Origin of the sequence: Psychrobacter sp. Ps3 (genome assembly GCF_022129275.1) — a bacterium.
GTDB classification, from domain to species: Bacteria; Pseudomonadota; Gammaproteobacteria; order Pseudomonadales; family Moraxellaceae; genus Psychrobacter; species Psychrobacter submarinus.
This window is the reverse complement of record NZ_JADQAL010000003.1, coordinates 54,186-66,820: the sequence shown is the minus strand read 5'-3', so window position 1 is coordinate 66,820 and position 12,635 is coordinate 54,186. Positions and strand designations below refer to the sequence as shown.

At 44.6% G+C, this 12,635-nt stretch carries 13 protein-coding genes; 3 read left to right on the top strand and 10 right to left on the bottom strand.

The genetic code is table 11. From position 1 onward, the window contains the following. Window positions 1–31: 31 nt before the first annotated feature. Window positions 32–862: a bifunctional 2-polyprenyl-6-hydroxyphenol methylase/3-demethylubiquinol 3-O-methyltransferase UbiG gene (gene ubiG, locus I3248_RS01675; protein ID WP_238062299.1), complete on the bottom strand. Its 831-nt coding sequence runs from the start codon at window positions 860–862 to the stop codon at window positions 32–34. A gap of 424 nt (window positions 863–1,286) precedes the next feature. Here ubiG and I3248_RS01670 point away from each other — a divergent pair, with 424 nt between their 5' ends. Continuing rightward, entirely contained in the window at window positions 1,287–1,904 is a 618-nt protein-coding gene (locus tag I3248_RS01670; protein ID WP_201604051.1) for a thiol:disulfide interchange protein DsbA/DsbL, read from the top strand. A gap of 331 nt (window positions 1,905–2,235) precedes the next feature. Here I3248_RS01670 and I3248_RS01665 read toward each other — a convergent pair whose 3' ends face one another. Then, window positions 2,236–3,762 carry a DUF3360 family protein gene (locus tag I3248_RS01665; protein WP_025646724.1) on the bottom strand — a complete coding sequence of 509 codons (1,527 nt, stop codon included), beginning with the start codon at window positions 3,760–3,762 and terminating at the stop codon, window positions 2,236–2,238. A gap of 179 nt (window positions 3,763–3,941) precedes the next feature. Then, window positions 3,942–4,280, bottom strand: coding sequence for an HNH endonuclease (locus I3248_RS01660; protein WP_238062298.1), 339 nt, complete (start codon window positions 4,278–4,280; stop codon window positions 3,942–3,944). Between the two features lie 219 nt (window positions 4,281–4,499). Between I3248_RS01660 and I3248_RS01655 the strand changes: the two genes are divergently transcribed. Next, window positions 4,500–5,126 (top strand): DUF4442 domain-containing protein, encoded by a 627-nt coding sequence (locus I3248_RS01655; RefSeq protein ID WP_201556775.1) that lies wholly within the window; start codon window positions 4,500–4,502, stop codon window positions 5,124–5,126. 191 nt (window positions 5,127–5,317) lie between these two features. Here the strand turns inward: I3248_RS01655 and rplS are convergent, their stop codons facing one another. From rplS to rpsP, 4 genes are all read right to left on the bottom strand, one after another. Continuing rightward, window positions 5,318–5,749 (bottom strand): 50S ribosomal protein L19, encoded by a 432-nt coding sequence (rplS, locus tag I3248_RS01650; protein ID WP_201556773.1) that lies wholly within the window; start codon window positions 5,747–5,749, stop codon window positions 5,318–5,320. 223 nt (window positions 5,750–5,972) lie between these two features. Continuing rightward, on the bottom strand, window positions 5,973–6,725 hold the full coding sequence (trmD, locus tag I3248_RS01645) for a tRNA (guanosine(37)-N1)-methyltransferase TrmD (protein WP_238062297.1): 753 nt from the start codon (window positions 6,723–6,725) through the stop codon (window positions 5,973–5,975). 20 nt (window positions 6,726–6,745) lie between these two features. Further along, window positions 6,746–7,276, bottom strand: a complete 531-nt coding sequence (rimM, locus tag I3248_RS01640) for a ribosome maturation factor RimM (protein WP_238062296.1) — start codon at window positions 7,274–7,276, stop codon at window positions 6,746–6,748. Window positions 7,277–7,414: 138 nt separating this feature from the next. After that, a complete protein-coding gene (rpsP, locus tag I3248_RS01635) occupies window positions 7,415–7,681 on the bottom strand; it encodes a 30S ribosomal protein S16 (protein WP_025646730.1) in 267 nt (88 codons plus the stop codon). Window positions 7,682–7,921: 240 nt separating this feature from the next. On the opposite strand from rpsP, the gene I3248_RS01630 reads away from it, so the two are divergent. After that, on the top strand, window positions 7,922–9,439 hold the full coding sequence (locus tag I3248_RS01630) for an ATP-binding protein (protein WP_238062295.1): 1,518 nt from the start codon (window positions 7,922–7,924) through the stop codon (window positions 9,437–9,439). Window positions 9,440–9,538: 99 nt separating this feature from the next. Here the strand turns inward: I3248_RS01630 and I3248_RS01625 are convergent, their stop codons facing one another. The 3 genes from I3248_RS01625 to I3248_RS01615 form a co-directional block, all read right to left on the bottom strand. Next, window positions 9,539–9,718, bottom strand: coding sequence for a hypothetical protein (locus I3248_RS01625; protein WP_025646732.1), 180 nt, complete (start codon window positions 9,716–9,718; stop codon window positions 9,539–9,541). Window positions 9,719–9,848: 130 nt separating this feature from the next. Further along, window positions 9,849–11,531 carry an ATP-binding protein gene (locus tag I3248_RS01620; RefSeq protein ID WP_238062294.1) on the bottom strand — a complete coding sequence of 561 codons (1,683 nt, stop codon included), beginning with the start codon at window positions 11,529–11,531 and terminating at the stop codon, window positions 9,849–9,851. Window positions 11,532–11,704: 173 nt separating this feature from the next. Next, window positions 11,705–12,421, bottom strand: a complete 717-nt coding sequence (locus I3248_RS01615) for a response regulator (RefSeq protein WP_025646734.1) — start codon at window positions 12,419–12,421, stop codon at window positions 11,705–11,707. Window positions 12,422–12,635: the final 214 nt, after the last annotated feature.

Sequence of the window (12,635 nt, the reverse complement as noted above, 5' to 3'; positions counted from 1 at the left end):
CGCTTATCTCTTCAGCATTATTGATTTAGTCTTATTGATCCATAGGCTTATGCACTGCCATCATATAATTGACATCGACATTCTGTGCAAGCCAGTAGCGCTTGGTAATGGGGTTATAGTGTAGTCCAATAATATCTTGGCGATTAAATCCGGCGTTGAGTGCCATTTTATCCAGCTCAGCTGGGGTGATGAATTTGGCGTAATCATGCGTACCGCGATCCAATAATCTCAGTACATATTCAGCGCCAACGATAGCAAACAAATAGGACTTAGGATTACGGTTGATCGTCGATAACACACAGACGCCGCCTGGCGCTAATAAATCATAGCAAGCTTGTACGATAGCGCTAGGGTCTGGAACATGCTCTAACATCTCCATACAAGTGACCACATCGAACTGAGCTGGCATCTGCGCCGCTAAAGTCTCAACCGCGATATGCTGATAACGTAGCGTCTCCTCTAAACCGCTTTGCTGCGCATGCAGGGTCGCTGCCTTTAGGTTCTCAGTACCCAAATCAATACCCGTAACGTCAGCGCCGCGCCGCGCCATAGACTCAGATAAAATCCCACCGCCGCAGCCAATATCGAGTATCTTTTTACCTTGTAAGCCATCAGCTGCGGTTTTGTTAGTATCCGCGCTTTGATAACCGCGCTCAACGTTTTCAGTGATCCAATTGAGACGTAGCGGATTGATCTCATGCAAAGTCGCAAACGCCCCTGTCTTATCCCACCACTCGCCTGCAAGCTGGTTGAACTTATCAACCTCACTAGGGTCTACATTCGTGACCGTTTGCTCTGCTATATCCTCTTGTTCATCTTGAGTTTTGTTGGTCGTATTTTGATGGGGCTGCGTTACGCTCATAGAAATATCCTTGAATACGGTTATCATCGTTGTCGTTGTTATTAGATTCGATAGGCTCAAAAAACTAAGAATTCATCAGTGATAGCGATGAGGTCTTAGCAAGCTAATACTAAAAACACCCTACTGCTAGTATCAATAGCGTTAGAAACCATAGGTAATGTTAGCATGAGCGTTGTTATATTACCTTAGCCACCTAGTGACTGATTGTGAACGGCTCCCTTAGACAATCAGTTAGTTAATATTTGATTCTCTACACGCTATGTGGCTTTAAATAATATCTACAGCATGGCAACTATTGGTTAAGAATACGGTTCACAATAGCTGTCATTTTACGTTATTATAGCCGAACTGTATTTAACCTTTTTTAGCACTTTTGATAAGTGCCTCTTAACACCCTCAAGCCGTAAGAATTAAAGGAAGAAGTATGAAACGTGTCCTCGCATTGACTGGTTTAGCCTGCGCCATTGGCTTTGCTAATATGAGCGTACAAGCGGCCGATTATGTCGCCGGTAAAGATTATAAAGTTCTTGATAATCCAGAAAAAATCAGCGGTGATGCTATCATTGTTCGTGAGTTTTTTTGGTACGGCTGCCCTCATTGTTACTCTTTGAACCCGCATATGGAAAAATGGGCAAAAACTAAAGACAAAGATGTCGCATTTTTCAAGACTCCCGCCGCCCTAAACCCAGTTTGGGAATCTAGCGCTCGTGGGTTCTATGCCGCGCAGCTATTAGGTTATGAAGACAAAACTCATGATGCGCTATTCGATGCAATCCATAAGGATGGTAAAAAACTATTTGACCAAGCTTCACTCGCTAATTGGTATGCCTCACAAGGCGTCGACAAAAAGAAATTCAATAGCCTCTATAACTCTTTTGCAGTAGGCACCAAAATCGGACGCTCACAAGCAGGCGCCAAGCGTTATCAGCTCACCGGTGTCCCTGCCGTCGTAGTACAAGGCAAATACGTGGTATCCGGTGAGAGCGCGAAAGTCCCTAAAGTGGTAGACTTCTTAGTGGATAAAGTGCGCGCTGAAAAATAGTAGCGCCGCTAGATAGCTATAGTTGATTCACTTCAAATCCGACACAGTGCTACTGGGATAAATTTTGTGCAGCCTCTGGAGTGCGAAGCGCATAGCAAGCAAATAAAATTTATACCAGTAGCACGAGAAAATAAATATATTGGTTTTATTTCGAATTAACTATATTAGGTCATAAGCTCCATGGCACTCATATAAAAAACATCTAAGATATAAAGAGTACATAAGAGCGAAAATAGCTTATATATACCCTATAAAATCTAATAGTATAAAAAGCCAGCTTAATAAAGCTGGCTTTTTATGTTTGTACCTACGCTGAACCTTTAACCCTATCCTAGTGGCGAAAGCTTGGTAATAGTGCCGGAATGCCAGGTAGCATACCCACAATAGCCATCACCCCAGTCAAGATCACAAAGGTCACTACCGGAATGATCCAGCGACTCATCTTAGATAAGTTGGCACTGCGCTCTTTTGAGCCAATCAGACCTAAGTTATCTAATACTAAGGTAATAGACCACCCAAACGCTGGGTTTACCAACGCTGAGGCAAAAACAACAATCGCCGCCGACTGTGTGGTTTTACCTTCACGGGTCATCTCCATACCTGCCTCGAGTAGCGGAATGAACACTCCAACGATTAAGGCCACACACATGACTGGCTCCCAAATCGCAAGATCCATGGGATAGCCCCAGACCCCGGCGATGACACAAAATAGTCCGGTTAATACCGCGCCAGCTGGGATTGGGCGCTTAGCGATGGCGGCAGGCACAATATAAGTACCCCAAGAAGAAGCAAAATTAGAGCCACCAAGTACCGAGCCTGCTACCTGACGCACCGAAGCGCTAATCATCGTATCATCGATATCCATACGCACGCGCTCAGTACGCTCAGGATAGCTAATCTTTTGAAACACCTGATGTCCCAAAAAGTCCGGCGACCACATCGCCACTGCCAATACCGCAAAGGGTAGTACCACAATGAAACTTTCAATCGTTGGCAGCCCTAGCATCCAGCCAGTGTTTTCGCCCCACCAGTACATCGGGCTCATATTAGGCAAACCGGGCGTGGTCTTAAATTCAAACGGTGCGCCCATAGCAAAGGCCACGCCGCCGCCTAATAAGCAGCTGAGCGGCACGGCAAGCCATCGCTTTTGATAGTTTTCTAAAACCGCATACAGGATAATAGTGAGCAAAATCACCACAAAGGCAATATGCGCCATACCAATGCCTTCTGCCCAAGCAAAAAGGTTTTTGACTTGTGAGATAGTCCCAATAAAGCCAAGATAGAGCAGCAGACCGCCGCACACCCCCTTACTGGTTAAATTGGCCAATAAGCTTCCGCCTTTGCTGATCGCTAGCAGCAGACCAAAAGCGCCAATGAGTAAGCCAAAAGCCATAGGGTGACCACCGGCGGCAACGACAATCGGAATAAGAGGAATCAGTGGCCCATGAGTACCAGCAAGGTTGGCAGTAGGCAGCAAAAAACCTGAGAATAAAATGACAAAAAACGCGACTATGAGCAGCTCATAACGCACGTTTTCTAAAACAAAGGCTTCTCCTAAACCAAGAGGCCCTGCAAAAGTTGCGGCAATAGCGCCGACCATCACGACTTTGCCGATAGTAGCTGCCATCGCCGGAATGGTATCTTCAAACTCGAAGCGATAATCTCTAAAAGGTAAATTTGGTCGCCAGCGCTTAGGTTGCATGATTTGTAATTCATGATTGAGATAAGCGTCGCGACTCTCAAAACTTGCGTAGGGTTGATGTAATTCGGCATAGCTACCTTGCAAAGGGTCATTTTCGTGAGCAAGGTTGGGATTAGCGTCTGCGTTTTTTGATGCGGGGATTTGAGGATTACTCATCACATCTCCTTATGTTGACTGAGAACTTAAATAATCCTTTGTTCGTTTTAATTACCGATAGTTAGGACTGCTGTCTAGACCTATTCTTAAAGGTTAAACTACCGTAAACAAAGGGGTGGTCATTGTAGGTCATCAGTATCTATAATGCGAGTATTGTTTTCCCATCGCTATTTATAAGCTTAATTTCTTACTCTTATCTTCAGCCCCGTTGGCCGTTTTTTTACCCAATTGACAAACTTTTCGACTTCGCTATGTTCTTGTAAGAGCGCTATCGTATGATAATAATTTGCCAACTCATGATTAGTAAAAATTTTATGTATTTGGCTATGACAAGGACGACATAGCATGGCAATATCGCCACTCATCTCAGTGCGGCTAAAGCGGCGCTGCGTACGGGCCTTGTTGTGCCGTGAGCGCGGAATAAGATGATGGCGAGTCAAAGGTAGATTTGTGCGGCCACAGAGCTGACAGCTCTCTTCTACTGTCTCCTCCTTTTGCTCACTGTTAGTCTTTGACATAGCTAGTCTCCTTTTCTTCTTCTCTCACTCTACTTTCTATTATAAAATAAAATTTGGGCATTTAAGTGTACACTTGTACGTTAGGCGCATGGTTCAGTAGTCAATAGCGACAGCTGCTAATACTGCGCATTTGCGCTGACTGGATAAAGATTACTCAGACTGATTGCTGATTATAGCCGACTGATATTATTATAAAAATTAGGGATTGAAGGATAAAAGATGAAGCTATTTCCAAAAAATTTCGAGATATTAAATCGCAAAGCCAAACAGTACATTATGCCGATACTGACGCCGCATCTATTGAAGCTACGTATCAATACCTACGCGCCTTATGTAGGTGCGGGTATCAAGCTTGAGCACTTAGATACCGATCAAGGATTATGCGTTGTCAGTATGGGGCTGACGGCTTTGAATAAAAACATCGTTGGCACACAGTTTGGTGGTAGTTTGTACGCTATGACCGACCCTTTTTATATGCTGTTATTGATGCAGCAATTAGGGAGTAATTATGTGGTGTGGGATAAAAGCTCACACATTGAGTTTGTCGCGCCAGCTACTAGTAAAGTAACGGCACGGATAAAAGTCTCTAGCAGTGAGGCGACGGCTATTCGCAAACTCGCTGAGAGTGGCGAGCCAGTATTTCGCGACTATCGTACTGAAATCGTCGATAACAACCAAAAAGTCGTCGCCATCGTCACCAAAACCGTCTATATTCGCTTGCGTAAGCACAGCAGATCTAAGAGTCAAGCCAGTCGTCTAGATTTACCAGATAAGCCAAGCGACAAAGTAAGTAACAATGTAAGTGGTGAAGCAAGCAGCGAAGTAAGCTTTGGAGAAAATAATTAAAGTTGTGCTTTATCAATACAAAAACCCCAATCTAGCTTGCGCATAGATTGGGGTTTTGTCTTTTTTGGTACGCCTACTTATTTATATAATAAACCTATGAATAAGGGCTTGTCACTATCGCTAGTAATGATTACTGATAAGTAATTCATAACTATCAATAGTTAGGCTCAACATTGAGCGCGACTGCTGGCTTAGATACCAGGTGCAGTCTCAACCGCATCAGGGACGCCAGCATCAGTCTTCTTTTGAGCGCCAGCTTTTGTTGGACGTGCGCCAAGCTTCTCGCGGATACGTGCTGATTTACCAGAACGCTCACGTAAGTAGTATAGTTTCGCACGGCGAACGGCACCGCGGCGCTTCACTTCAATGCTATCGATGATTGGAGAATGCAGTTGGAAAGCACGCTCAACACCAACACCGCTTGAGATTTTACGGACGGTAAACGCAGAGTTTAGACCACGGTTACGCTTAGCGATAACGACGCCTTCAAAGGCCTGTAGACGCTCACGCTCGCCTTCACGTACTTTTACTTGTACGACGACAGTATCGCCAGCGCTAAAGTCAGGGCGTTCTACTAGTTGAGCATTTTCAACGCTTTGAACTAATGGATGTTTGTTGCTCATGAGAGTTGTCTCCTCACATTAGATAATAGAGGCTAAGCGCATATTACCTGTTTGTAATAATTAATTGTCTCTGTCTACTCTTTAAATTGATAGTAGGTAGATACAAGGTAAGTGGGGTTGGGTAAACGGCCATTACACTATAGCCGGTTCATTATTGCGCAAAATTCTTTTTAACAGTTTAGCTATACTGACGACATAAGTAAGCATCTGACTATTATGGACGCTACCTTGACTGCTCTTTTAGCCAGCGGGCTTGCTCAGCTGTTGGACTAAAAGCTTGCCATAAATCTGGCCGTCTTGCCTTGGTACGCTCGACTTGCTGACAAAAGCGCCACTTAGCAATATTGGCATGATGGCCTGAAAGCAATACTTCCGGAACCGCCATACCAGCAAACTCATGCGGCTTAGTATAATGAGGACAATCAAGCAAGCCATCGACAAACGAGTCTTGCACTGCAGATTTGTCATCACCCATAACGTTAGGTAAACGACGTATCACACTGTCCATCAGCACCATAGCTGGGAGTTCACCGCCAGTTAAGACGTAATCACCAAGCGATATTTCTAGATCGACGTATTGTGTCAACAAGCGCTCATCGATGCCTTCATAACGACCACATAATAAAATCATGCCATCATAATCAGCCATCTCAAGTACGCTATCTTCACTAAGCGTCCGCCCTTGCGGTGACAGGTAAACCACCGGACAGTGTTTGCTGTCAGTACGGCAACCGTGCAGGCGAGCTTGCTCTTTAGCATCGTCAATCGCTTGCGACAGTGGCTGAGCCATCATCACCATACCAGGACCACCACCATAGGGACGTTCATCAATACGGCGGTAATTGTCAGTGGTATAATCGCGTGGATTAATGCACTCAATCATAACTTGCTGCTGAGTCACCGCGCGTCCAGTGATACCAAAATCACGAATCGCAGCAAACATCTCAGGAAAGATAGTTATGACAGCAAAATACATCAGCAATCACTAATCACAGATCAATAGTCACTTGGCCAAGCAGCGACAACGGTTTTAGCCGTTATATCTACTTCAAGCACAGTCTGTTTGTGCCAAGGTATCAGACGCTCTTCATCATCTAAGCTGTCTGAAGTAGCCGCGACACGCATAATGTCATGGGCACCGGTTTCAAACATCTCAGTAATATCGCCTAAATACTCATCTTGCTCATTGAAGACTCGCACCCCGATCAAATCGGACCAATAGTACTCATCTTCGCCAGTCTCAGGCAAGACATCTTGCTCCACCCAAAGGGTTACCCCATTCATGGTTTCTGCAACATTACGATCAGGAACTTGCTCAAACTGAGCGACAATACCCGATCCTTGCTCTCGCCAAGCTTTGACAGTCAAAGGCTTCATACCCATAGCGGTCTTCATATACCAAGGCTGCATATCAAATATAGACGTTCGATCATCGGTATCGCTAAACACCCAAAGCCAGCCTTTTATACCGTAAGGCTTTTTGAGCTGACCTATTTTCATAAGGTTATTAGCAGGTGCTGATGACATAACGACTCTAAATGTAATAAATCAGTGTAAGGTAAAGAAGATAACGATATGCTATGGAGCGCTAAGTTTGTAAGTCAGTATCTCTAAAACCAGACCCTAAAATAGCTGATGAGCTATTTAAAGATCATCACTTAAAACTTAAGCAGTCGCTTCGCTTTCAGCAGCCTTGTTGTAAGACTTTGCTAATGAAGCAACGCGATCTGAAGGCTGTGCGCCTTTTGCGACCCACGCATTGTACGCTTCCATGTTTAAGCGTACTGCTTCTTCTGACTCTTTAGCCAAAGGGTTAAAAAAGCCAATGTTTTCGATGTAGCGACCATCACGCGCGCGGCGTTGATCAGCAACTACGACTTGATAAAATGGGCGTTTTTTGGCACCGCCCCGTGCTAAACGAATAACAACCATCTGATTTCTCTCTTTCGCAGGTATACCAAAAAGGGCACAATTATATCATAGTCTATTATTTTTGAAAACATAAACTGTGTTTATTTAGTTGTTTGATAACAATCACTTAGATGAGCGGTTTTTGCTGTACATTTAACTCAGCCCATAGCGCATTTTATGCGATTGCACTATACTCATCTCAGCACTCTTTTATCTTATATTGGTAATTATTCTCTACCTCTTTTGGAGCACTCTTCTGCTATGAGTACCGCGAACACTCCGACACGACGCTCTAGTAGTTGGTCGAACAGCTGGCTGACCACTTTTATGATTACTTTTATGGTCGTTATCAGCGTCAGCTTATCCATTTGGTTTTTTTGGCGCAGTCTTTATTTGCCTGAGCTAAAGACCCACGCTCGCTATTTGACCAGTGAGTTACGACTGATGAATAGTGCCAAACAGGATTGGCAAAATAACCCTGAAGTGCAGCGCTGGGTCTATGAGCATTCACATGTGGTCACAGTAGAAAACCCTAGCGACTTTCCACAAGTTGAGAAAAAGCGATTTGTCGGATTTTTTACCGATGTATTACAACGTGAAATCGGTGCGCAGCTGGGTCGTCCAGTACAGGTTTATTTTAAGTTTAAGCCAACGCCGCAATTATGGGTGCAAGATAGCCGCGACACGAGTTTTTGGATACGTGAGCCGGTTATCTACTACTCCCAATACAGTCCGACACTGTTAGGGTTTTTCTTACTCGGCATTCCTATTTTGACGCTACTGACCATTATCTTGATAGCGCGGCAATTGAATCGACCCTTGCGCCATTTGCAGCGAGCCGCGACCAACTATATTCGTCTGGGTCATGCCACTACCCTGCCGACACAAGTAGGGCCTACTGAGATTCGGCAAGTCAATCTGGCTTTTAACCGCTTGTTCACTACGCTTAATCAAGCGCAAAAAGAGCGCACGATTATGCTCGCAGGTATCTCGCATGACTTGCGCACGCCGCTGACCCGTATGCGCCTTACTGCTGAGATGCTGCCGGATGATTTTTTTCGAGAAGGCTTGATTTATGATGTAGAAGATATGGACGCGATTTTGGAGCAGTTTATCTCGTTTATGAAAGATGGCTCTGATGAACCGGTGCGTTTGACTGACTTGGATACGATATTTAACGAGATTATTGTGCAGTTTGCGCCTATGGAGTTCGTTTATGAGTCTCAACTAGATAAGCAAGTACCCGTACGTCCTTTATCTATCAAACGGATGATTATTAATCTAGTCAATAACGCCAATCGTTATGGAAAGACGCCTATTTTTCTATCAGCGACGGTGGTGCCTACCTTTAAAGAGACGCTAGCGACAACTGAGAGCGATGTTATTAGCGAGAGCGAAGTTATGGGTGAGGCGCAAGAGCAGCTGGTCATTTGTGTGCGTGACTGCGGTGATGGCGTAGCAGAAGATCAGTTAGAGCGTATCATGCAGCCGTTTGAGCGCGGCGAAACCGCTCGTACCACACAAGGTAGTGGTCTAGGTCTGGCTATCGTGAACCGTATTGCTAGATTACATCACGGTACGGTAGAGGCGATTAATCACCCCGAAGGCGGCTTACAAGTCTGTGTCAAAATACCGCTGATTGCTGAAGTTGACCAAGCAGCAGCGACTGATAAAGAGACTGTTAATAAGGAAACTAACCATACAGAAACTATTAATACGGAGACTGCTGATAAAGAGGGGAGCTATGAAAAGGCCGATACTACGGCTACAGATCGCTAAGTGCTACCGGCGACACTATCGGCAACACTATCAGTGATACTATCGAGACATGGCGAATAGAAGATAAAAGCATTTGCTGATTAAAAGGTAAGCCAAAAGCTAATCTGTAGTACCGATAGGGGGCGGGATATGCTCAGAGCTGTTGATAAAGTCTATAGGCTGCACCAGCTCATCTTGCGCTTGTTGTAAGCTCTGGGTAGTACTAGGCTGTTGAAAAAACAAATAGCTCACCAGTACTGCTGCATTGAGTATTATCAAGCCGCCAAACAAGTAAGGCATCCAAGCTCTCCTCTATCTTCGTCCTATTCATAAAGCGCAATAATACTATTTAATTCTGATAAGTCTAGGGCGTGTTGAACATTCGACCATGGCACTGACAGAGACTATATAATAAGCTAAATGTTTAAGCTTAACTCTCAAAGCTGCGCTCGCTCTTTTCTTGGGTGATTTGGTCAGCGGCAATCGTCTGAGTTAGGGGTTTGACAGGCCAAGTCATGATAAAACGAGCGCCGCCAAGCTCTGGGCTTTCATCAACGCTCATGCTGCCATTGAACCAAAAAGCAATGCGCGAGACAATCGACAGCCCTAAACCATAACCGCCTGAAGCTCGGGTACGGCTGTCGTCTAAGCGAGCAAAAGGAATAAAGACCTTTTCGCGATCTTCTTCTGGAATACCCTGCCCATCATCTTCTACGCTGACAAATGCATTGCCCTTTTTCACCCAAGCGCTAATAATGATAGTACCTTCGGCATAACGCAGCGCGTTACCGGCAAGGTTTTGAATCACCCGGTGTAAGTAGCGCCGATCGGCCACGGCCGTCACTTTACTATTAGGAGGATTGCCAACGATTTTGATATCTTTGCCTAGGGCTTCTGTCTCACGGACAATTTGTTCTACCAATTCTTTCAGATTGACTGACTCTAAGTCGAGCTTAGGTGAACCTTCCTCTAGTTTGGCATAAGTCAAAATCTCATCGATTAAACCATTCAAAGCTTCGATATCTTCGTCGATATAGTCGCGCTGCATAAAGCGCGAGTCTTCATCGTCGGTATCGGCCAGCATATCAACCGCAAAGCGAATACGGGCAACAGGTGTGCGCAGTTCGTGCGATACCGCGCGTGTCAGCTCGCGCTGCGATTCAATCAAGCGCTTAATATGAGAGGTCATCGCATTGAAAGTAGCAGAGAGGCGCGCAATCTCATCTTGACCAATCACTTGTACCTGAATGTCGAGATTACCATCGCTGACCTCATTCACCCCCACTTGTATCAGCTGCAATTTGCGCTCAAGTGGGAAGATAAGCGCATAGACGCCTAAGCTGATTAGAAACATACTAATCAGTACCATACTGATAATCAAATTCAGTGGAAACCAGTTAAATAATGGTATTGGCCCCATTAAAACGGCCATATCATTGATCTCAGAGGGAATGACAATCTTGATAGAAGAGTTACCTTGGCTACTATTGCTATCTTGCAGCAAAATAACCACTTCATCACGGCGCAAGCGTGCCAACTGGTCATCATCTAAATCAAAAGTATCTATAGTGTCTAACGTCAAGGGATAAGAAAATTTTTTTTCAAGTTCCGTTAGGCGTGCGCGCTTCTCCGGCAGGGTCGCGTAATAAGACAAATTATCTAATAAGAACACCGCCATAGCGCGTACTTGTTGCTCAGTGACCTGCGAGACACGCACGGTCAATACTTTATCATCAGGTAAACGGTGGTAGACATCAGCATAGGCCGGTTGGCTGACATAACGAACTACCGTTTCGCCACTTTCGAAACGGCGTCGTTCACTAGCACTAAAATCTATATTTTCGATTGGCACGATACGAAACGTTGAGCCGAATAAACTACTAGCATCAGATAGCCAGTACTCGCGCTGGGTTTCCGACTCCTGATGCGCAAGACCCTCACTTACCAAGTAAAAAGCGCCAGTCGCCATATTCTCGCGATAGGTTTGCATACGCTCTTGATTGATAGTATCCATCAATAACTGCGCAAAAAGAGCAACACACAAGCAGACTATCAAGAGCCCAGCGTATATACGAACAAAGATACTGTGTCTTAAAGATGAGACTAATGACATAATTGCCGTAACCAAAGCATGAAATGATTTATTAGTAAATTGCTGCTGCTATTCTATAGCAACGCTCGTAAATATGTTAGAGTTTGCTGCATTAAAAACTTGATTAAGATCTTTATTCAAAAAATAAAAAAACCAGCACAGCGCTGGTTTCTTTACAAATAATCCCTATAGCCCTAGTTGCCTTCTTTGACGAACAAATAGCCTTTACTACGGACAGTCTTAATACGTTTTGGGTTTTCTGGATCGTCACCAATTTTAGGACGGATACGCGAGATACGTACGTCAATAGAGCGATCTTGACCATCATACTCAATACCGCGCAGGCGCTCAAAGATATCTTCACGAGATAAGATGCGGCCAGCATTAGATGCTAACAACCAAAGCAGGTCATATTCAGCGCTAGTGAAGTCAACCAATTCTTCGCCTAGATTCACTGAACGGCCACCATTATCGATGACTAGCTCACCAAACTCTAAACGCTGCGGTACATCTTCTGATGGGGCGTTTTCTGAGCGGCGCAATAACGCACGAATACGAGCTAATAGTACGCGCGGCTGGGCGGGCTTGGCAACATAATCATCCGCGCCCATCTCAAGACCTAGTACTTGATCCATATCTTCAGTACGAGCGGTCAACATCAAAATTGGATTTTGATAATGCGGGCGCACTTCACGGCAGACCGTCAAACCATCACTACCTGGCAGCATGACATCGAGCACTACCATGTCAGGCTGTTCATTGACAATACGGCGAATAGCACGATTGCCATCTGTCTCGATAGCGACTTCTAAGCCGTTTTTAACCAAATAATCTTGGGTTAACATAGCCAGACGCTCATCATCTTCAACAATCAAAATTCGCGGGGTGTTGTCATCTTCAGGGGTTGTCATCGTTATATCCTCTAATACATCTAAATTAAAAACAGAAAATTTGCAGCGAGAATGAATATTAAGAGAGCAGTAGTCTTAACAATGCTTCTACTTATCCTAAATACTTTTATATATTTTGTTTATAGGTGCAGCTCAGTCATAGCAAGCTAGTATACTACTAAACTTATAGCTTACCCTACTATAGCCTATTATCGTTAACAAAACCTATAAACAA

Coding starts and splice junctions, on each gene's coding strand:
- I3248_RS01630 (WP_238062295.1), top strand. CDS start 7,922: ATGAGTACCGCGAACACTCCGACACGACGCTCTAGTAGTTGGTCGAAC.
- ubiG (WP_238062299.1), bottom strand. CDS start 862: ATGAGCGTAACGCAGCCCCATCAAAATACGACCAACAAAACTCAAGAT.
- I3248_RS01670 (WP_201604051.1), top strand. CDS start 1,287: ATGAAACGTGTCCTCGCATTGACTGGTTTAGCCTGCGCCATTGGCTTT.
- I3248_RS01660 (WP_238062298.1), bottom strand. CDS start 4,280: ATGTCAAAGACTAACAGTGAGCAAAAGGAGGAGACAGTAGAAGAGAGC.
- I3248_RS01625 (WP_025646732.1), bottom strand. CDS start 9,718: ATGCCTTACTTGTTTGGCGGCTTGATAATACTCAATGCAGCAGTACTG.
- trmD (WP_238062297.1), bottom strand. CDS start 6,725: ATGTATTTTGCTGTCATAACTATCTTTCCTGAGATGTTTGCTGCGATT.
- rimM (WP_238062296.1), bottom strand. CDS start 7,276: ATGTCATCAGCACCTGCTAATAACCTTATGAAAATAGGTCAGCTCAAA.
- I3248_RS01655 (WP_201556775.1), top strand. CDS start 4,500: ATGAAGCTATTTCCAAAAAATTTCGAGATATTAAATCGCAAAGCCAAA.
- I3248_RS01615 (WP_025646734.1), bottom strand. CDS start 12,421: ATGACAACCCCTGAAGATGACAACACCCCGCGAATTTTGATTGTTGAA.
- I3248_RS01620 (WP_238062294.1), bottom strand. CDS start 11,531: ATGTCATTAGTCTCATCTTTAAGACACAGTATCTTTGTTCGTATATAC.
- rpsP (WP_025646730.1), bottom strand. CDS start 7,681: ATGGTTGTTATTCGTTTAGCACGGGGCGGTGCCAAAAAACGCCCATTT.
- I3248_RS01665 (WP_025646724.1), bottom strand. CDS start 3,762: ATGAGTAATCCTCAAATCCCCGCATCAAAAAACGCAGACGCTAATCCC.
- rplS (WP_201556773.1), bottom strand. CDS start 5,749: ATGAGCAACAAACATCCATTAGTTCAAAGCGTTGAAAATGCTCAACTA.